This is a genomic window from Collinsella sp. An7 (assembly GCF_002159335.1).
In the GTDB taxonomy this organism is placed as follows: Bacteria; Actinomycetota; Coriobacteriia; order Coriobacteriales; family Coriobacteriaceae; genus Coprousia.
This window is the reverse complement of sequence record NZ_NFHP01000001.1, coordinates 290,118-309,318: the sequence shown is the minus strand read 5'-3', so window position 1 is coordinate 309,318 and position 19,201 is coordinate 290,118. Positions and strand designations below refer to the sequence as shown.

Here is a 19,201-nt window from a genome sequence, read left to right as displayed (position 1 = left end):
ACAGACGGAGATTCGAGCAGCAACATTGACTCTTGCCGTATCGAAAGGGTTGCGCAGAGCACACCGTAGCTCGCACCCCCATCAACCAATTATGTGCGCGGAGATATCCTCCAGCACATCGATAATCTCGTCCGCCTGATAGACACCCTGCAATGGGCGTTTCCAACCTTGCGCGGCATATCGTAACCGCATGCACACTCTAGGATGCATGCTTGGTTCTCCATGGCCTAGCGAATTTATCATAATCATGATAGTGTCTAAGCAAACAAAGTACGGAGGTGCGCGATGCAACAGATTCGTCCTATCTCGGATTTACGCAACAAGTTTGCGGAAGTCTCTCGCGATGTTCATGAAACGAACGAGCCGGTGTTTCTCACCAAGAACGGCGTGGGCGACATGGTGGTCATGAGCATGGAATCGTTTGCAGCCCTCGAATTTGATAGCACGGTTTACGCCAAGCTGCAGGAGGCAGAGCGTGAGGCCGAGGCCACCGCAACGCGCTATTCATCGGCAGAGGTCTTAGCAACACTTCGCGAAACACTGGAACCCCAGGTTATCGGCACTCCGCCCGCAGTTCCCTCATCCTCAAGTGTCGAATCGCGCACGGCCGACGTCAAAACAACAGCTCATGTATAGCGTCGCATATCTCCCGATCGCCCTGCGCGACCTTCAAGAAATCGTTCGCTATATCGCGGACTCGCTGCACAACCCTACCGCGGCGATGCAAGCCGCCGAGGGAATCGTCGCGGCGATAGAGCGTCTCGGCACCATGCCGTATCGCCGAGCCGTCTATGCGCCCATCTTGCCCCTCTCCCATGAATTCCGGACCATTCGGTACAAAAGCCATGTGGCCTTTTACTGGGTCGAAGAGGATTGCAAGACAGTCACGGTCGCACGCATCCTGTACGCAAAAGCGGACATTAGCAAGCGGCTTGCCGAAGCGGAGCGGCAGCTGCCGTAACGGCAATCGTGCCGCACCGCCCCGGGCTCGCCGAGGCGAGCATGCTGAGCGAACCGACGATCTGCGCCGCCTCGCCGAAGAACGGGTATCAGCCGCTCCTACCTCTGGAAGATCGAGACGGGAACGGCTGATATCGGTATCGATGTGCTTATCAAAATCGCACGCGCACTGGACGTGCGCGTGGGCGACCTCATTGAGTTTTAGTCATTGTGCTCCGACCGAAACACGATGCGACGCCGTTTTATACAACATCGCCATCTCAACAATAGAACTTGGCGCTCCCAAAATAGATCACCCATTGATCGATAATCTCCGAGCTTTTCGCTTCGATGATGCGCATTATGTTGCGCGGGGGTTTAGGTGGGATGCGAGAATTGTTATGACATACTTTTCCCAGCACCCCAGCGAAACCGTCGCAAATCTCGCCGCCCACCTCGGGTGTTCCAAACGCTCCGCAGAACGCATCGTGGCAAGTCTCCGCGATGAGGGCCTCTCCAGCGCGAGGGCCCCGCGCGAGGTGGAGTCTGGATTGTTAGACGCGATGCAACGGGCACGGCTCACAACGGGTGACGCTGGGCACCCTACGGTGCCCAGCGCAACAACAACCAATTTACTGCGTCACGCTAGCGAGCTTGGCAGTAATCCGTCCTGTCACCTCAATGTAGTACGCATAATCTGCCGCCGACAGGTTGTTCTCGTCGATGCTATCCATCGACTGCGTCATATCGGCATACCGTGCCATCATATCAGCATATTGAGCCAACAACTCAGGTGAGCTGGCATTCGCCTGATACGCCACCATGAAGTCGGCGTACTCGCTAAAAAACGCCTCGTAGCTGTCCATCGTCGCCTTAAAGTCGGGACTTACTCCGCCGGTGTCTGCAGGTGCCGCATCTGTCGCAGGCGTCTCCGCTGTGGTGGGCTCGGCAGAAGTATCCGCTTGATCAGTACTCCCCGTATCGGTCGACGCATCCTCCATCGAAGCAGAGATTGAAATCCCCATCATGCCGAACCGTTTCCACATAAGGCTCACGTGCACACCTGCAGCATTATCGGCGTGGAAGTAGTCGTCTCCCTTGTCGTAATCCACGGTGAAACCCGCCCCCATGCAGGTATCCGCGTAAGCGTTAAACGACTCCGCCGTGAGACCGTCAACGGTTGCGGTAAATTGCGATCCGCTGTTAACGGTAACCGAACCATGGGTCGAGGGAGGAACTGGCACCGAAGCCGCAGGTCCCACCGTAGGCCAAGCGAAATCAGCCATCTCCAGGGCAGCCTCGAGGTCGATATTCAATCTCTCGCTGCTCGAATAATAAGAGAGTGATAGGTGCTCGCCCTCTTCCGTGAAGCCATCGAAACTATCGGACTCGCTTTCGATATCCACCGTGAAGCCCTTGTCCTGGCACTCCTGAACATATGCCTCATATGCGTCCGCAGAAACCTCATCGATATGCACAGACAGCTGGTCTTCGTCATTGATCAGAACGGTTCCCTTGGTGCTCGGAGGATCGGGGAGGAGCTGCGCCAACCCGCTCGACGGCCACTGTAAATCTTCCGAGCCTCCTCCCGAACAGCGGCTTATCGCCCCTCCTACAATCGCTATCAGAATGATGACGGCAATTGCGATAAGGCAGCCACGACGCTTCCTCGGCGATTTCTTGCCTGTGGACGCTGCTTCCCACTCCACTGGTACTCCAATCCCCAAACGGCAATTCGTCAGCTTGATTGTGAGTTCGAAGCGCATTGAATTCCTCAGCTGGCAACTGAATCGAGTGCACGGTATTCAGTTGGCAACTGAGGAATTCGGAGTTATCATCACACAAACTTGAACTGTCGGCCCCATGGGACGGACTGCACACGGCTAAACAACGGGTTCGACGGGAAAGACTGCCAAGCCCGTTTTCAACGTGCACACGGGATGCTGACGAACAACTTGGGCCATCCCCATCGATGGCATCAGGCGCGTACAGAGTCATGCCGACGTGAGGGGAGGGTTATGGCAGACTGGCTGTCCACTGAGGAACTGCTTCAACGGCTGCGCAGCGTTGCTTCCCCTGACGACTATCTTGAGCATGGGGCGACGGTCGAATGCACGCTTCGGGAGTATCTCAACCGTTTGCTCGACAAGAGAGGAATGCGGCGCGCAGAGGTAATCCGAGCCTGTGGTCTTCATCCCACCGTTGTATATGACATCTTCGCAGGTAAAAGCCGTCCCGGCCGTGACCATGCCATCATGCTCGCCTTTGGTTTGCATGCTTCCCTTGATGAAGCACAGCAGATCCTGCATTTGGCAAACAATGCCGAGCTCTGGCCCAACACCAAACGCGACGCCATCATTATCTGGTGCCTTGAGAACGGCAAGACACGAGCCGAATGCGACGACGAGCTTTGGCGCTTACAAGAAAAGACACTGCTCAAAACAGATAAGAGAGCTAAATCCCTAGAATCTGGCGTTTCTTTGCCGCAAACTCCTCCTCAGTCACAACACCAGCGTCCATAAGACCCTTGAGCTTCTCGAGCAGCTCGAGCTGTGAAGCAAAGTCATCAGGAGATGACTGGTCCCCCGGTCGACCGTCCTGAGGCACAGAAGCCCCCGGTGCGCCCGACAACATCGCTCCCGCCTGAGACGCGTTTACTGGATTTAGCCCGCTCGCAAGGTTCATGCCAAACAGCATGCCGCCGGCATCTCCCAAGCCATTATCCCTAACTCCTTGAGCAATCATCTGCTGAGCGGCAATATTTGCGGCGGTCTGGGACACATCCTCATAAGCTCTGACGCTCATCCGCTGCTCGGCAAACTGCTGAATCAGCGCACGCGACTGCTCGGAAAGCTCGATATTCTCAATCCCAACCGAAACAAGCTCAAGACCAAAGCGCGCCGCCCAGGTTCCGGCGTTCGCCGTATCCTCCACGATTCGCCCGCGAATTTCATCTGCCTGCGAGGGCAACATGGACACACGGTACTGCGATGACAGCTCTCCCACTGCGACAATGAATGAGTGGAGAAACTCAGTAAGCATCTGAGAACGTACCGCCGGATCATTGAAACTATAAGAGACAACGCCTGCGGGAACATAATTCCGGACGAATAGGACCGGATCGGTTACCCTCACCGTAAAAGAACCATATGAGAAGATTTCGAGATCGCACTGGTAGTACGAGTCGTTATACACCAAGGGGCCACGCGTACCGAACTTTATGTTGCGAATCTCGCGCAGATTAACAAATGCAACGCGCTTCTCTTCGGGCGACATGCCAGAAAAGCCAAAGCGCTCCCCCGCTTCGTCGAGCAAGATCTTACCGATGCCCTTGCTCTTGCGGCTCTGCTCATCAAATACGCTCGCTTCACCATCGCGATACTCGTAACCACCGGGCTCAGTAATTACCTGTTCGATTCCCGATTGGCTGAAAATGAAGGCGGCCGTGTTCTCGGGAATAAAGATAATCGAACCGGTTGAGAGAATGTCATCGCTCCCTCGGTTTGCCCCAAACCCACTCTGCTCGCGCTTACGAATTCCTGGAGCAACGACCGTGTGCTCGTCAAAGGGAGCTGATGTGACAACATCCTTCCACTGGTCGGCAAGCATACCCTCAAAGGAATCGAATGCTGAATCCAAGATACCCATGATATCTCCTACAAGGTATACGGCGAATCGCAGTAGGGGCAGGTCACCCTTGTCCCCTTCCTTCCGCTGAGTGGCGCGTGGCAACTGGGACAAACCGCCGAAACCATGGCGGGCTTGTTCGCTTGTTTGCCGGCGCCTTCTCGCACCATTCTCGCACCCGCCCCGACGATGCTGCCGAGCAAATCCTTCGCTCCTCCAACAACACCCGCAAGCTCCGGAGGCATCACGCTCTCCGAAGGTACGCCGGAAAGATCACCCAGTGCCACGTTTTTGATGGCCGTTGCAAGACGCTCTGCCTCTAGACGATTGTTGTTGGCATTTCGCAAGCGAAGCACTTCGTTACCAAAAACAGCCTGAACCCACCAAACTCCTTTAAGCTTAGTGGTCATGACGGCTGGAGCGCCCTGCTCGTCGAGCACGCGATCCAAAGGGCACTTCATAACCATGGGGACCTTCTTAAACAGGCCCTGCTGAACCTCGTTGACCAAAACGAGATTGCGGCTAGTCAGCACGATTTCGCTCAGCTGCTTCTCGCGTCCCGCATCATCCAGAATCCAGCGTTCCCCATGTAGGACAACCAGTTCGTCAGGTGCCGGCTCATAGGCTCCCATCGCATGCTCCCATCAGCGATATCAATAGCACTGTCTTCCTATGCTATTGAGCCTCTGACTCATTTCATCAGTTGCCAACTGAATTCAAGCTGAGGGCGTGCAGATGTCGGCCTCTCCAAACAGCCTGTGACGTCAAACGACAACGGCACGAAGCGGAGCTCGTTATCCGTCTGTTACCACGGGTACGCATGGACCTCCACGGTCGTGTAGGCAGGCACATCACTCCCGAGCGACGTCACCTCGAACGGAACGGTTGCGCCCACCGCGGGCTCGGACACAAAGCCAACCTCGCCCCATACCATCTGTCCCTGTGCATCGCGGCCAATCGCCACGATCGCCACCTGGTTGCTCCCGTACGCCTCGTCCCCGCGCGCAACGAACGTCAGCTCCCCCGTCACTACCGTTCCGCCCAGCAGGTCCTGCGAGGTCATCACGCCCGATACGGTATAGGAGCTCGATGCACCCGACCCCTGCTCGACCTCCCAATCACCCGGACGCGCGATGCTAAACTCAACGCTTGCGGGTGCGGCCCCATTACCGGCCTGCCCTCCCCAATAGTGCGTCTCACCGGGAAACAGGCTGTTCAGCACCTGCGTGTCTGAAAAGAGGACGTTGCCGTCGGCATCGCGCCCTGTAATCAGAACGGTGGGAAAGAGGGCCGTCACATCATCGTCCGTGTTGGCGATACCGACCGCATAGCGCACGAAGCCCCCAGAGCTGACATACCACGAGCTCTCGGTAATCGTGAGGGCCTTCGCCGCCTCCTCCACCAGCTCGCCTGTGGAGGTACCGGCCCCGACGGTCGTCTGACCGCCTGATGGCGCGCGATCCTGCTGCTGCACGGCACCTTGCTGAGCGTCCCCGCCACGGTCGCCCGCAGGGTCAGCAGGGGCAAAGAGGCCGCCCGACGCAAACCACGCACCGCAGGCGATCGCCGCCACAAGCACCAGCGTCGCCACCGCAAGCAGCGGGCGGCGCATTGACCGCCGGGGGCGAGGGCTCGCGAAGTCTGGGGGCACGGTAGGCGACGGTGCGCCGCCGAACGCCGGCGCACCGGAAGCGGCCTGCACTTCGGCCGTCTGCTGCCCCGAGGCAGCCTGGCTCCCCGCGCCCGCGCCGGACGCTGCCCCGGCAAAAGCTGCGCCGAGGTCTGCCGCCGTCTGATAGCGCGCGCTCGGCTCAAAGGCGCATGCGCGCTCAATCACCGCGCGCAGGCCCTCGGGCAACCCTGCAATGTGCGCACGAAGCTCCCGGGCAGAGTTGCCCTCGGGCCGCGCCCCGGTTGCCGCGTACGCAACCACACGGCCCACGGCATACAGGTCCGCCCGCGCATCCACCATCGTGAATCCATGCTGCTCGGGCGCCGCAAAGCCCCATGTTCCCTGCGGATTCTTTTGGCTATCGTCCTCAAGCGCCGGCACGCCCGCGCACCCGAAGTCGATAAGATGCGCCCCGTCTTTTGCCAGCACGATATTGGCGGGCGCAACGTCCCGGTGCACCGCGCCGTGCGCATGCAGGTCGGCAAGCGCCTCGCACAGATCGTGCGCCAGGGCACGCGCACGCTCGGGGGCAAGCGCTCCCTCGCGCTCCACAACCTCGGCCAAGGTGTCTCCCGGCACATAGTCGCATACCACCACAAACTCATCCGGCAGCTCATAGGTCGTCCGAATCCTCGGCAAACGTGAGCTCTCGCATTGAGAGAGCACCGCCCACACCACGCGGTGGGCCCGCTCGCGCGGCAGGCGCTTGCGCACAAAGGGACCCACGTCGCCCAGCGTCACGAGCTCCGTCGTGCCCGCCGGACCGCACGCCAACCTCCGCTCGACCACGTAGGCGTCGTCGATATTCATGCCGTGCAGCGTTGCATGCTCGTCCATCGCAGATTGCCCGCCCCTCACGCGCGGCCGCCGTCGGCGTCGTCTTTGGGATCGAACAGGGGCCTCTCGCCCAAGCGGTAGAGTTCGTCGTCGCACGCCACGCGCGTCATGCCGTGCTCGATGCACCAGAGGATGATGGCGTCGCGCCGGCGCTTGGGCCACAGCTCGGAAACCCCGGCGAGCCGCAGCAGGCGCTGGGTCTCGCGCACGTCGCAGGAGAGCCCCAGCGCGAGCATGATGGCGTTATCGCGCCCCGGCATGCTCTTACCCTTGAAGATGTCGTACACGAACGTGATGTTGACGCCCGATCGACGCGATAGCTCGGAGCGGTTGATGCCGCGGTCGGCCAGCAGCTCGCGCAGGTAATCGGTAAGCGCGCGGTCGATCACGGCGTCGCGCTCGCCCAGATACGCTTCGGGCGCCTCGGCGGCGAGCAGGCGCTCGAGCAGGTCCTCGGTCAGGCGCTCCTGCTTCATACGCCCTCACGCCCTGCCCGCGCGCGTGATGCCCTCGCCCTGCGAGCGGCGGCGCGGCGGCGTCTTGAGGCTGGTCGCGCGCGCCTTCAGGGCGGCGGCAGGCGCCTCGATGTTGATGCCGAGCAGAAGATTTGCCATCCACAGGTAGAAAACCAGCACGAGAACGGGAATGAGGCACGACGTTACGATCATGACCGCAAACTGCTCGATGAGGTTGTTGAGCTGACCCAAGATCTCGCCGGACACGCTCGCAAGACCGCTCGCCACCGCGTCGGGAATGCCCTGGAAGAAACCGAAGAGGCTGTCGATGGGGTTCCCCGCGCCCCCCGACTCCCCCTGTTGCGCCTCATCCGCACCGGCCGCGTCTTCGGCCGCCTCAGCCGCCGCCGAGGCCTCGAGCGACGTCTGATACGTTTTGTCGATGGTGTTGGTGACCCACACGCTCGTGGGGATCGTGCAGAGCAGAACCGCCGCAAGCACCACGAGCTTGAGAGCGAGCTTGGCCATGACGTTGCTGAGCGTCAGGCGCCCGTACGTCATGACGGCGATGATGCCGAAGACGCACCCCACAGGCACCAACAGCCCAAACGCCGCCGCCCCAAAGATTGTGAGCAGGTATTTCTCCAAAAAGACGATGGCGAGGATGATTCCGAAGTTACCGGCCAGCTCGATGAGCTTCTCTGCGATGGGCGTGCCCGCATCGCCGGGTATGGCCGAGAGGCCGGCCGATGCCGCCGCAGACGCCGCCGTAAGCCCCATAACGTTATCGATCTTGGTGTCGAGCGTCTGCGTAAGCCCCACGTACGTATCGGGGTTGGAGAACACCATGCGCAGCGGGATGAAGGAGATGAGCGCGACGACGACGAGGACGGCCGCCACGATGCGCCGATGGCGCGACAATATCTCGCCCAGAATAATCGGACCGTCGCCCGCAGAAACCTCGACCGTAACCGCCTCGTAGGTATCCGCGGGCTCCAGCTGCCCCTGAGGATCGTTGTTCACATCCGCCATAGCTCCCCCATTCCCCGCGAGGCGCGCCGCCGCCCCCGCAACCTCTTCGTTGGGTCCACTATAGCAGGCAGAAAACCCCTCGCGAACGATGCCTTGCCATGCCCGCGAGTACTTATCTGCCGTTTGAGGCCCCTTGAGGGGCGTCGGATGGCAGATAAGCACTCGTCAGCGAGCCGGGAGCGTGGGAAAACGGACCTGCCGCCCCTTGCCCGCTGGCTAGACTGAACGCCCCACAGAGAGGGCAAGAGCCAAACAGGTCGAGCGTTACTACCATCTCTGGCGGAATAGTGAAGTAGCCGGCGCGAGGCGGATAAAGAACCCGCAGGTAGAGCGTGTACGCATGCATGGGCCTACTCGGAGGCGCCTCCGGAAATTGCAGTAAACCTCGATGTAGCGCCCGCGCACGTGGCAAAAGAGGCTCTATGCGGCCTGCGCGAGCGCGATCTACCACCACCCCTCGGCGTCACCCCCTATTCGACGTTTCCCAAGGGCGCACGGCCTCCTAGCATGCACAACACGTTCGCCGAAGAGCCTCGATTCAGTCCACCCTCTCACCCTCCTCAACCGCATCATTGATAACCACCGCTTCAACCTCATCGGGGTCAACAACACGGTCGGCGAGGGTGAGGTCGTACGTCACAACGGCTTGGCCGTTGGCATTCCTACCAATGCTTGAGGGCATTGCGCCAACGTATTGGTCGTCATCAATGCCCAGCACCCGGATGCGCTCACCATCTCGCATGACTACATCAAGCGATGCGAGTGCAAGCCGCTGAGCCTCCCGATTGATCGACCCGGCATCAGGCTGAACGCCCTGGCCATCGGAGCTCTGCGCCCCATAAGTGACAAGCGGCGCTGTATCCACCGTATAGCGCACATGTATGCTCACTGGAGACATCTCGAGTGCGGTAACCTGCGCATCATGACCGCCCACGGAAACGGTCTGGCCTGCCGTGAACGCGCAAGGCCCCTGCGTATAGGCCAACGGAACCTCCAGCTCCCAAGTGCCGTCGGCGACGGTCTCCTCTCCCGAGGTGTCCCACGTGCACAGACGGGAGAACCGAACGGACGCCGCTGGCACCGCATCCCACGCCCCATCAAGCTGCCCCTCGCCAAACACGAGGCGCTGCACCACTTGAACGGCGTTGTCAGAGGGGTCGGCGTCGTAGAGCGAGAGACTCGTCTCACAGGGCATCTCCCCGTTCACACGCGCCTCAACCTCAGAGAACGCCAAGCGCAGCAACGGATATGCGTCCCCCTCCCCTCCGACGCTCAGCAGGTACGCATCGCCCGTCCTGCTTTTTACCACCAGTCCCGCCGTATCAAATGCGTCGCCATCTACCGTGGAAAGCGAGTACACGATAACGCAAGAACGCGCATCTCCCACCACCGCCTCAGCCGTGAGCGTGAGACCGGCATCGGTGCAGGATACACCTGGGACAGCGGCAACACCCTCGGACTGCGCGGTCTCGGCCGATACGGGGCCAAACAGATCGGACAAAGCCGCCCCAAGAGTGCGGAACACGCCTGCCGCCTGCACCGATGTCACTCCCGCAAGGCACATCAGGAGCAAAACCGTCGCAGCGATACGGTACGGATATGTCCAGGAAGCACCGGCGCGCTGGAGACGTCCGGTGCGCCTGGGCTGCCAGGGCAGGACAGCGCGCTGGGGCCGCCCGGAGGGCGACGGCGCCAGGCCCGACACCGCTGGTGGGTGAGACGCAAAAGGCACACGCACGCTACATTCGGGCATCGTTGGATCCGCACCGCCGACCTCCCCCTCATTCTCCAGCGCGGCGACCAATCGCGTGACCATGCGCGCCTTCACCTCAGGCGCAAGCGCAAAACCGTCGAGAGCCTCCCGATACAGCTCAGAAGTCGAACTCATCCCCTACAACCCCCTTCAACATGCCGCGCAGCCGCCTGCGACCGCGCGAGAGCCGTGCCGCGACCGCGGCCTCGGTGCAGCCGAGCGCACGGGCAATGTCACGGACCTCGTACTCTTCGTAATAGCGCAGGTAGATGGCAATGCGCAGAGATGCCGGCAACCGCATGACCGCATCTAGAACGCATGCCATCCGGTCTTGCTCCGCCGCCTCGCTCTGCACGCGCGGCGCGACAAGCTCCGGAGCATCCTCCAGCGAGACCGAGCTGCGCAGCCGATTGCGCCGCAGAATGTCCTTGCAGGCGTTCATGGCCACGCGGAGAACCCAGGCGCGCTCGTGCTCCTCGCTCTCAAAAGGCTCCTGGCGTCGGAGGGCCTTCAAGAGCGTCTCTTGGCAGATGTCCTCCGCATCCTGCGTAGAGTGCAGATAGGTGTAGCTCAGGCGCAAGATGCAGTCCGCATACCTCTGCACCAACTGCTCGGCCCGAGCCGCCGCGACATGGCCCCTCAAAAGCTGCCGGTCTCTCCCGTCGCCCGAAGTAGACAGCTCCTCTTCGCCACGCATCGTCTCACCCCCTGAGGAGATTGCCTCCCTTTACCTACTACACGAAGAAAGCCCGCGGTTCTGACAGATTATTTCGGCGTCGGCGCTTGTGCACTTTGCCCGCGCCGCGCACGACGGAAAACCGAGCACCGGAGCGGAAGGCGAAGGTGCGCGACATGGGCTTTGCAGGGAGATGGCACACTCGCGACGGAAAACTGCACGAGAGACGAGGCACCCCGCGCAGCCGCATAACAAATAACGCCCTGACCTGCAGCATCATCATGCAGATCAGGGCGTGTATGCGGGCAGGTCCCGTTCTTACTCAGTTTTCCGTCGCGAGTGGGCCAGAGGGCGCGCGGCACTCGGCAGGCACCCCACGCGCAGGGCGCGCGATCTGCGCGGCGGCCGCAGCTGCGCCTCCGTAGGACTCTACAGGTGCGCCACCACCTGGTCGCCCATGGCTGCGGTGCCGAGCACGCACTCGGCGGGCGTCTCGGCGTCAGCGATGTCGCGCGTGCGCCAGCCCTCATCGAGCACGACGGTCACCGCGGCGCGCACGGCGTCGGCAGCCTCGCCCATGTCAAAGCTATAACGCAGCATCATCTCAACCGAAAGGATCTGCGCAAGCGGGTTGGCAATCCCCTGGTCCGCGATATCGGGTGCGCTGCCGTGGCTTGGCTCGTACAGTGCCACGCCGTCGCCCAGGCTCGCCGAGGCGAGCATGCCGAGCGACCCCGTGATCTGCGCCGCCTCGTCGGAGAGGATGTCGCCAAACATGTTCTCGGTCACCACCACGTCAAAGCTCGCCGGGCGGTTGATGAGCTGCATGGCGGCGTTGTCCACGAGCACGTCCTCGAGCTCCACGTCCGGGTACTCCGCCTCGCCGATGCGGTGGACGATCTCGCGCCACATGCGGCTCGTCTCGAGCACGTTGGCCTTGTCCACGCTCGACACCTTACCGCGACGCTTGCGCGCAGCCTCAAACGCCTGCCGCGCGATGCGCTCGACCTCGTACTCACGGTACTCGAGCGTGTCGTAGGCGCGCTGACCGGCCGCGCCGTCCGTGCCGGCGCCGGGCTCGTCGTAGAAGCGCTCGCGGCGGCCAAAGTAGAGTCCGCCCGTGAGCTCGCGCACGATCATCATGTCCACGCCATCGATGATCTCCGGGCGCAGCGTCGAGGCGCCGGCGAGCGCGCCGAAGATCTGCACGGGGCGCAGGTTGGTGTAGAGGCCGAGCTCCTTGCGGATCTTGAGGAGCCCCTGCTCTGGTCGAGGTGCGGCGGGGTCGGTGGTGTCCCACTTGGGGCCGCCCACCGAGGCCAGGAGCACCGCGTCGGCCGCCCGGGCCGCCTCGAGCGTCTCGTCGGGCAGAGGGTTGCCGCACGCATCAATCGCCGCACCGCCGATGAGCGTGTCCTCGCAGGCAAACGTCACGCCATAGCGCGCGCCCACGGCGTCGAGCACCTTCTTGCCCTCGGCGATGATCTCGGGGCCGATGCCGTCTCCCGGCAGGCAGCAGATCTGGTAGGTCTTCTTCACGTTGCAACTCCAATCTTGCGAGCTCGGACCCGCGGCAAAGGGGTTATCGAGCGGCATGACGGCTCCTTTCTGAATGGGTTAACGGAACACGCCCCCAAATGACCCATGGGCTTGAGCGCCAAAATACGGTGCCTCAGTTCCCGCTGGCGAGCTTCTGGCGCGTGCGCTCCACCAAACCGCCCGCCTCGATGATCTCGGCGATGAACGGCGGGAACGGTTCGGCCGTAAAGGTCGCCCCGGTGTCGAGGTTCGTGATGGTGCCGGTCTCGGTGTCCACCGCCACCCGCGCGCCGTCGGCAATGGCGTCCACCGCGTCCGGACACTCCATGATGGCAAGCCCGACGTTGATGGCGTTACGGTAGAAGATGCGCGCAAAACTCTTGGCGATCACGCACGAGACGCCCGCGGCCTTGAGCGCCACCGGCGCATGCTCGCGGCTCGAGCCGCAACCAAAGTTCTCCTCGGCCACCACGATGTCGCCCGGCTTGACGCGCGTGGCAAACGTGGGATCGATGTCCTCCATGGCATGCGCAGCAAGATGCGCATGGTCAGAGCTGTTGAGATAGCGCGCCGGAATGATCACATCGGTATCAACGTCGCGCCCATACTTAAAAACAGTGCCTTCAAAGTGCATGGCTGCGTTCCTTTCGAAATGACTGAAAACAACCCCGTCCCAAATGACCCATTACAGGTCGCTCGGCAGGGCGATATGGCCGGCCACGGCGCTCGCGGCGGCAACCGCCGGGCTCGCCAGGTAAACCTCGGAGGTCGGGTCGCCCATGCGTCCCACAAAGTTGCGGTTGGTGGTCGAGACGCAGCGCTCCCCCGCCGCGAGGATGCCCATGTAGCCGCCAAGGCACGGACCGCACGTGGGCGTGGAGAAGACGCAGCCGGCATCGATGAAGGTTTCGGCCAGGCCCTCAGCCATGCACTGCTTAAAGACGGCCTGCGTGGCGGGGATCACGATGCAGCGCACGTTCTCATTCACGCGGCGGCCGGCGAGCACCTCGGCGGCGGCGCGCATGTCCTCGATGCGCCCGTTGGTGCAGCTGCCGATAACCGCCTGATCGATCTGAATGTGGCGGCTCTCCTCCACGAGATGGGTGTTGCTCGGCAGGTGCGGCCAGGAGACGCACGGCTTGATGTCCGCCGCGTCGATGCGGATCACGCGGGCATACTCGGCGTCCACATCGGCGTGGTACTCGACGTACGGGCGCTCCGTGCGGCCCTCGAGCCAAGCGCGCGCCACGTCGTCAACCTCGATGATGCCGGCCTTGCCGCCTGCCTCGATCGCCATGTTGGAGATGCACATGCGCCCCTCCATAGAGAGGTTGCGGATGGTGGAGCCGGTAAACTCCATCGCCTGGTAGAGCGCGCCGTCCACGCCGATGAGCCCGATGATGTAGAGGATGATGTCCTTGGCGGTGGCGCCGTCGGCGAGCTCGCCCTCAATCTCGAACTTGATGGTCGGGGGCACCTTGAACCACGCGCGGCCCGTGGCGAGGCCCACGCCGGCGTCGGTGGAGCCCACGCCGGTGGAGAACGCGCCCAGCGCGCCATAGGTGCAGGTGTGACTGTCGGCGCCGATCACGAGGTCGCCCGGCACCACAACGCCCTGCTCGGGCAGAAGCGCGTGCTCAATGCCCGCGCACCCCTGCTCCCAGTAGTGGCGGATCTTCTGCTCGTGGGCAAAATCGCGCATCTTCTTGGTCTGCTCAGCGCTCTTGATGTCCTTGTTGGGCGCGTAGTGGTCGGGCACGAGACACACGCGGTCGCGGTCGAAGACTTCGGTCGCGCCGAGCTCGCGGAACACGTCGATCGCAATCGGGGCGGTGATGTCGTTGGCGAGCACGAGGTCGAGGTCGCACTCAACGAGCTGGCCGGGGCGCACCTCGTCGAGGCCGGCGTGGGCCGCGAGGATCTTCTCGGCTACGGTCATGGGTCGTGGCATGGATGCTGTCCTTCCTAGGGTTGTTCTGACGCTCCGGACAGGCAGGGGCCCGCCCGGCTGGCGCGGACGAGAGGGTTAGGCGCTGGCGACCTCGCGCTTCTCGCGCTGGACCGAGATGAGGCGGTTGAGCGCGTTGATGTAGGCCTTGGTGGACGAGACGATGATGTCGTTATCGGAGCCGCGGCCGGTGTAGACCTGGCCGTCGGCGGCCGTTACGCGCACCGTGACCTCGCCCAGCGCGTCGATGCCGCGGGTGATGGCCTTGATCGCAAACTCCGAGAGGTCGTTCTCCACCGAGACGATCTGGTTCACGGCCTTGTAGACCGCGTCGACCGGGCCGGTGCCAAACGCCGCAACCGTGTGCTCGGCGCCGTCCTCGCCCACAAGCGTGAGCGTGGCCGTGGGCGTGAGCGGGAAGCCGCACGAGACCTGCACCGCGCCGAGCGTCCAGATGGCCTTGGTCTCGCGCTCGCGCTCGTGCACGATGGACTCCAGGTCCTCGTCGTAGACCTCCTTCTTCTTGTCCGCGACCTCGAGGAACGCCTGGTAGATGTTCTCAAACTCATCGTCGGCAAAGGTGTAGCCGAGCTCGGCCATGCGGTGGCGCAGCGCCGCGTGCCCCGAGCGCGCCGAGAGGATGATCTGCGAGCCGCCGGCGCCCACGTCGGCCGGGTCGATGATCTCGTAGGTGTCGCGCGCCTTGAGCACGCCGTCCTGATGGATGCCCGAAGAGTGCGCAAAAGCGTTGGCGCCCACGATGGCCTTGTTGGGCTGCACGTTGATGCCCGTGATGGAGCTCACGAGCTTGGAGGCGCGAGTGAGCTCGGTGGTCACGATATCGGTATGCGCGTCGAGCTCCTCGCCGTGCATGCGGATGGCCATGACGACCTCCTCGAGCGCCGTGTTGCCCGCGCGCTCGCCGAGCCCGTTGATGGTGCACTCGACCTGCGTCGCGCCGTTGCGCACCGCCTCGATGGCGAGCGCCGTGGCCATGCCGAGGTCGTTGTGGGTGTGGACCGAGATGGTGGCGTCCTCGATCCCCGCCACGCGGTTGCGCAGGTCGGCGATGCGCGCGCCAAAGGACCACGGCATGTTGTAACCCGTGGTGTCGGGGATGTTTACCACCGTGGCGCCCGCCTTGATGGCGGCCTCGATGATGCGGCAGAGGAAGTCCTGGTCGGCACGACCGGCGTCCTCGGCGTAGAACTCGACATCGTCCACAAAGTTGCGCGCGAGCTTGACGGCGCGGACCGCGCGCTCCACGGCTTCGTCCTCGGTGAGGTGGAGCTTATCGTGCAGGTGGCTCGGGCTCACACCCAGACCGGTGTGGATGCGCGGACGCTTGGCGGTCTTGAGCGCATCGGCGGCTACCTCGATGTCCTTGTCCACCGCGCGCGTGAGGCCGCAGACGGTGCAGGCGTCGCCCGCGATGCGGCCGATCTCGGACACGCTCTTAAAGTCGCCGGGGCTCGAAATGGGAAAGCCCGCCTCGATAACATCCACGTTCATGCGGATAAGCTGGCGCGCGACAATGAGCTTCTCCTCGGTGTTCATGCTGGCGCCGGGCGACTGTTCGCCGTCGCGGAGCGTGGTGTCGAAGATGGCGATCTTGCGGGTCATACGGTCCTCCTGTTGCTCGTGCCGGTGCGAGGTGCTCGCCCGGCATGTGGCCTTGGTCGGGCTCTGCAGGAGGTGGCGTGATGGCCGATATCGTTACACGGAAAAGAGCACCCCGTCGCGCGACGCCCTGCAGGGCAGTGGGTAGATGCGCGGTGGGGTGCTCGTAGACGGTCGAGGAATCAGACGCGGTGACGGCGTACCCTAGCGCACATCGGCAGCAAGTAGTAGCTCGTCAAGGGATAGCGGGCACGCGGCAGCGCAGACGGGGCGGAGCGCCTCGCGTGCGATGATGTCTGCCTGGTTGCCCATGCGTCGTCCCTTCAGTCGAGCGTGCCGGACGGCATGCTCATGTGCTGTAGTGTAGCAAAGTGTGCCCGCCGCGCAAGGGACTTTGCGGCGAGCGGCGGTTTGCGTGGGGCAAAACGGTAGGCGGTAGGGCGGGCAACAAGGCTCACGACACGCCGCACTGCCCCCGCAGCCAAGCGAAGCTCGAGCTAAACGAGGTAGCGGGCGCGCAGCGTAGCCTGGGCGTCGGCGTCAACGCCGAGCACATCCTCAAGGTAACGCTCTATGCCGCCAAATTCGCGGTTGAGCGCATCAACTGCCGCAGCGAGAAAGCGCGGGTCCACGCCCTCGAGCGCCTCCATGGGCTCGCAGGTCTTGGGGTCGATGCCGTAAAAGATGTTGGTGGCGAGGTAGTCGCGCTCCACGAGCTCCCACGGTACCCCGAGCGCGACCTCCGTCAGCACGCTCGCCATGCCGCAGCGGTCCTTGCCAGCCGAGCAGTGCCAAATCGCAGCACCCTCCTCGTGGGCGAGGAGCTCGCGGAAGAACGTGGTGTACGCATCGATGCCCGACTGGTCGAGCACGATATGCGGATAGAGCGCGATCATGAGGTCTGCGGGCTGAATCTCCCCTGCACGGACGCGGGCCTCGACCACATCCATATCCTCGGCGCTGCGCGACACGCCCGCCCCACCCTCCGAGAAGACCGGCAGATGCACGTAGCGAAGCCCGGGAAAGGCGTCGACCGGGTCGGGGCGCTCGGCGCACTCGTCGTTGCTGCGCAGGTCGATATCGAGCGACAGGTGGTACTCATCACGCAGGCGGGCGCGATCATGCTCCGTGGCCGGAAAGAGCGTGTCCGAGCGCAGCAGCGCCCGCGGGCGGATGTGCCGCCCGTCCGCGGCCGGCAGGCCACCGAGATCGCGCGCGTTGCGCAGTCCCTCAAAAACGATCTTGCCGTGGTTGACGTGCGTGCTTGCAGTCCCGGTCGCCTCGCTCATGCGGTCTGTCCTCTCATATCGAGTTGTTCGGGCATCACCTTACCAGAGCCGGCCACCCGCGCCTGTCAGCGTTCCGTAATATCCACGGCGCCTTCAGCGCGCGACGCCCCGCCGTATAACGACGGGACGCCGCGCCACTTCATCTCATCTTCGTCTTGGGACAGCTCACACTCCGCGCATGCTAGTTGGTCTCTGACCAATCGGCCACGTTCTCAGCAAACTCATGATGGTCCATGATGAAGCCCTTCACCTGGTCCCATGCGTCGGTACTCTCGAGCAGCGAGCTGTTGAGCTGGGTGACGGCATTGCCGCTCGTGTTGGCAAAGCACTGCTCCACCCGCGTGCGGTCAAAGAGGTACGTGTCTGCATCCCATTGGCTGTCGTACGCCTCCTGGAGCGTCGCCCGCACCGCGGAGATATCCGGATAGACCGCAAAGATCGCCGCGACGTTGTAGACGAGCGCGCGGTCGAGGGCATCGCCCTCGATATCGCCCGAGACCTCGGTGTAGTCGAGATAGGCGGTAGCGGCGTTGGCGGTGTCGATACCCGCCTCGCGGAGGTTAGCGCCGAGCGGAAGCTCCGCGGCGAGCGCTGCCACCTCGGAGGTGTTCGCGCGGCCCGCATATGCCTGCAGCGGCGTGACGGGGCTGTCAGCAATCTCGTTGACGAGCGCCGTCGTCGTCTCGTACTCACGTTGATCCTCAGGGTCGACGTACTGTTGGGTTCCCTGATTGCTCGCGCCGTTGCCCGATCCGTTACCCGAACCCTTGCCGTTGCTCGTCCCCTGCTGAGCGCCTGTCCCCGCGCCCGTTGAGGAGTCGATAACGTTCTCCACTGTGTCCTCAGCGTAATCGAACGCAGGCTCCACCACCACGTTAAAGAGCAGCATGAGTGCTAGGCCCACCACGGCCACAGCGGCGATGATCCCCACCACGATCGGCCAGCGCTTGCGGGTAGGGGCAGGGGCTGCTACCACTTGGCCGTCAGCGGCGGCACCCGGGGGCACCGGCGCACCCTCCACACGCGGTATAGCTGTCGTTGGGGCAACACCCTCCCCCGACTGAACGTCAGCCGCGGAAGCATTTGCATCCCCATCAACCGCGCCGGAAACTGAAGCCCCGCCGGCCATCACCCGCGTCTGAGCCGCGCCCTCCTCAGGCGAGCCCTCCTCCGCGAGCACGTCGTCCACGCTTGTAAAGCTCGCCTTAGTCTTCTCGAGCGCCTCAGCCTCAGAGAGACCGCTAGCCACGTAGTCCTCGTAGCGCGCCACGAGGTTGCCATAGATCTCTTCTTTAAGCTCGATATTCTCCGCAGTCAGCACCTTGCCCTCAAACAGGTGCTCGACGTACATCCTAAGCTCGTTCATCGGTCTCCTCCATCCTGGTTGAGCAGCTGATCGATAATGTTGCGCACGCGCACCCAACGCTTCGTCGCCTCGACAAGTTCGCGCATGCCCTCCTCGGTTACCCGGTAGTACTTCCGACGCGCGCCCTGGGTCTCGTCGCCCCAGTAGCTCACCACAAAGCCTTGGCCCTCCAGGCGCTTCAGGCTCGTGTAGAGCGAGGGTTCCTTCATCTCGTACTCGCCCCGGCTCGCCGCTGCTATCTCCTTGAGCACCTCATAGCCGTAGCTGTCGCTCCGCGAGAGGACATTCAGAATGATGGCATCGATGTTGCCCCGTATCAGATCGCTCACCGCGTCCCGCGTCGCCATGCCGTCACCTCCTAGATGGCAGCCCAACCTGTCCTCTACAAGGTAACACAAACTACTATGTGTGTCGATGTACTTTTTTAAATGAAATATCTCTAGCGGAT

Annotated in this window: 18 protein-coding genes; 3 read left to right on the top strand and 15 right to left on the bottom strand. The window is 62.7% G+C overall.

Going from position 1 to position 19,201, the window contains the following annotated elements; genetic code table 11:
• Positions 1-285 precede the first annotated feature (285 nt).
• Together B5G20_RS01405 and B5G20_RS01400 are read left to right on the top strand one after the other, a co-directional pair.
• On the top strand, positions 286-636 hold the full coding sequence (locus B5G20_RS01405; protein ID WP_087354287.1) for a type II toxin-antitoxin system Phd/YefM family antitoxin: 351 nt from the start codon (positions 286-288) through the stop codon (positions 634-636).
• Positions 629-961: a type II toxin-antitoxin system RelE/ParE family toxin gene (locus tag B5G20_RS01400; protein WP_087354286.1), complete on the top strand. Its 333-nt coding sequence runs from the start codon at positions 629-631 to the stop codon at positions 959-961. Before B5G20_RS01405 ends, B5G20_RS01400 begins: the two co-directional genes overlap by 8 nt.
• 610 nt (positions 962-1,571) lie before the next feature.
• On the opposite strand, the gene B5G20_RS01385 is transcribed toward B5G20_RS01400, so the two are convergent.
• On the bottom strand, positions 1,572-2,705 hold the full coding sequence (locus B5G20_RS01385) for a DUF6591 domain-containing protein (RefSeq protein ID WP_087354284.1): 1,134 nt from the start codon (positions 2,703-2,705) through the stop codon (positions 1,572-1,574).
• A 252-nt stretch (positions 2,706-2,957) separates the two neighbouring features.
• On the opposite strand from B5G20_RS01385, the gene B5G20_RS01380 reads away from it, so the two are divergent.
• A complete protein-coding gene (locus B5G20_RS01380; RefSeq protein WP_204207612.1) occupies positions 2,958-3,461 on the top strand; it encodes a helix-turn-helix transcriptional regulator in 504 nt (167 codons plus the stop codon).
• On the opposite strand, the gene B5G20_RS01375 is transcribed toward B5G20_RS01380, so the two are convergent.
• The 14 genes from B5G20_RS01375 to B5G20_RS01310 form a co-directional block, all read right to left on the bottom strand.
• The gene (locus B5G20_RS01375; protein ID WP_087354282.1) at positions 3,394-4,587 is read right to left on the bottom strand and encodes an SPFH domain-containing protein; all 1,194 of its coding nucleotides are present in this window, start codon (positions 4,585-4,587) and stop codon (positions 3,394-3,396) included. The two genes, B5G20_RS01380 and B5G20_RS01375, sit on opposite strands and share 68 nt — an antisense overlap.
• 8 nt (positions 4,588-4,595) lie before the next feature.
• On the bottom strand, positions 4,596-5,198 hold the full coding sequence (locus B5G20_RS01370) for a hypothetical protein (protein WP_087354280.1): 603 nt from the start codon (positions 5,196-5,198) through the stop codon (positions 4,596-4,598).
• Between the two features lie 173 nt (positions 5,199-5,371).
• Positions 5,372-7,075: a serine/threonine-protein kinase gene (locus B5G20_RS01365; protein ID WP_087354278.1), complete on the bottom strand. Its 1,704-nt coding sequence runs from the start codon at positions 7,073-7,075 to the stop codon at positions 5,372-5,374.
• 17 nt (positions 7,076-7,092) lie between these two features.
• Entirely contained in the window at positions 7,093-7,551 is a 459-nt protein-coding gene (locus B5G20_RS01360) for a helix-turn-helix transcriptional regulator (protein ID WP_087354275.1), read from the bottom strand.
• 6 nt (positions 7,552-7,557) lie between these two features.
• Complete coding sequence (locus tag B5G20_RS01355; RefSeq protein WP_087354272.1) at positions 7,558-8,562, bottom strand: hypothetical protein; 1,005 nt, start codon at positions 8,560-8,562, stop codon at positions 7,558-7,560.
• Between the two features lie 538 nt (positions 8,563-9,100).
• Positions 9,101-10,063 (bottom strand): hypothetical protein, encoded by a 963-nt coding sequence (locus B5G20_RS01350; protein WP_143750189.1) that lies wholly within the window; start codon positions 10,061-10,063, stop codon positions 9,101-9,103.
• Positions 10,064-10,433: 370 nt separating this feature from the next.
• Complete coding sequence (locus tag B5G20_RS01345; RefSeq protein ID WP_239286818.1) at positions 10,434-10,919, bottom strand: sigma-70 family RNA polymerase sigma factor; 486 nt, start codon at positions 10,917-10,919, stop codon at positions 10,434-10,436.
• Positions 10,920-11,420: 501 nt separating this feature from the next.
• Positions 11,421-12,530: a 3-isopropylmalate dehydrogenase gene (gene leuB, locus B5G20_RS01340; RefSeq protein WP_087354610.1), complete on the bottom strand. Its 1,110-nt coding sequence runs from the start codon at positions 12,528-12,530 to the stop codon at positions 11,421-11,423.
• A gap of 133 nt (positions 12,531-12,663) precedes the next feature.
• Positions 12,664-13,164 carry a 3-isopropylmalate dehydratase small subunit gene (locus B5G20_RS01335; RefSeq protein WP_087354266.1) on the bottom strand — a complete coding sequence of 167 codons (501 nt, stop codon included), beginning with the start codon at positions 13,162-13,164 and terminating at the stop codon, positions 12,664-12,666.
• 51 nt (positions 13,165-13,215) lie between these two features.
• Positions 13,216-14,481: a 3-isopropylmalate dehydratase large subunit gene (leuC, locus tag B5G20_RS01330; protein WP_239286816.1), complete on the bottom strand. Its 1,266-nt coding sequence runs from the start codon at positions 14,479-14,481 to the stop codon at positions 13,216-13,218.
• 75 nt (positions 14,482-14,556) lie between these two features.
• Positions 14,557-16,101, bottom strand: a complete 1,545-nt coding sequence (locus B5G20_RS01325; RefSeq protein WP_087354260.1) for a 2-isopropylmalate synthase — start codon at positions 16,099-16,101, stop codon at positions 14,557-14,559.
• Between the two features lie 494 nt (positions 16,102-16,595).
• Positions 16,596-17,387: a tyrosine-protein phosphatase gene (locus B5G20_RS01320; protein WP_087354257.1), complete on the bottom strand. Its 792-nt coding sequence runs from the start codon at positions 17,385-17,387 to the stop codon at positions 16,596-16,598.
• A gap of 181 nt (positions 17,388-17,568) precedes the next feature.
• Positions 17,569-18,753, bottom strand: coding sequence for a permease prefix domain 1-containing protein (locus tag B5G20_RS01315; protein WP_087354253.1), 1,185 nt, complete (start codon positions 18,751-18,753; stop codon positions 17,569-17,571).
• Positions 18,750-19,100: a PadR family transcriptional regulator gene (locus B5G20_RS01310; RefSeq protein ID WP_087354249.1), complete on the bottom strand. Its 351-nt coding sequence runs from the start codon at positions 19,098-19,100 to the stop codon at positions 18,750-18,752. The genes B5G20_RS01315 and B5G20_RS01310 overlap by 4 nt, the downstream gene beginning before the upstream one ends.
• Positions 19,101-19,201: the final 101 nt, after the last annotated feature.

Coding starts and splice junctions, on each gene's coding strand:
- B5G20_RS01405 (WP_087354287.1), top strand. CDS start 286: ATGCAACAGATTCGTCCTATCTCGGATTTACGCAACAAGTTTGCGGAA.
- B5G20_RS01400 (WP_087354286.1), top strand. CDS start 629: ATGTATAGCGTCGCATATCTCCCGATCGCCCTGCGCGACCTTCAAGAA.
- B5G20_RS01385 (WP_087354284.1), bottom strand. CDS start 2,705: ATGCGCTTCGAACTCACAATCAAGCTGACGAATTGCCGTTTGGGGATT.
- B5G20_RS01380 (WP_204207612.1), top strand. CDS start 2,958: ATGGCAGACTGGCTGTCCACTGAGGAACTGCTTCAACGGCTGCGCAGC.
- B5G20_RS01375 (WP_087354282.1), bottom strand. CDS start 4,587: ATGGGTATCTTGGATTCAGCATTCGATTCCTTTGAGGGTATGCTTGCC.
- B5G20_RS01370 (WP_087354280.1), bottom strand. CDS start 5,198: ATGGGAGCCTATGAGCCGGCACCTGACGAACTGGTTGTCCTACATGGG.
- B5G20_RS01365 (WP_087354278.1), bottom strand. CDS start 7,075: ATGGACGAGCATGCAACGCTGCACGGCATGAATATCGACGACGCCTAC.
- B5G20_RS01360 (WP_087354275.1), bottom strand. CDS start 7,551: ATGAAGCAGGAGCGCCTGACCGAGGACCTGCTCGAGCGCCTGCTCGCC.
- B5G20_RS01355 (WP_087354272.1), bottom strand. CDS start 8,562: ATGGCGGATGTGAACAACGATCCTCAGGGGCAGCTGGAGCCCGCGGAT.
- B5G20_RS01335 (WP_087354266.1), bottom strand. CDS start 13,164: ATGCACTTTGAAGGCACTGTTTTTAAGTATGGGCGCGACGTTGATACC.
- leuC (WP_239286816.1), bottom strand. CDS start 14,481: ATGCCACGACCCATGACCGTAGCCGAGAAGATCCTCGCGGCCCACGCC.
- B5G20_RS01325 (WP_087354260.1), bottom strand. CDS start 16,101: ATGACCCGCAAGATCGCCATCTTCGACACCACGCTCCGCGACGGCGAA.
- B5G20_RS01320 (WP_087354257.1), bottom strand. CDS start 17,387: ATGAGCGAGGCGACCGGGACTGCAAGCACGCACGTCAACCACGGCAAG.
- B5G20_RS01315 (WP_087354253.1), bottom strand. CDS start 18,753: ATGAACGAGCTTAGGATGTACGTCGAGCACCTGTTTGAGGGCAAGGTG.
- B5G20_RS01310 (WP_087354249.1), bottom strand. CDS start 19,100: ATGGCGACGCGGGACGCGGTGAGCGATCTGATACGGGGCAACATCGAT.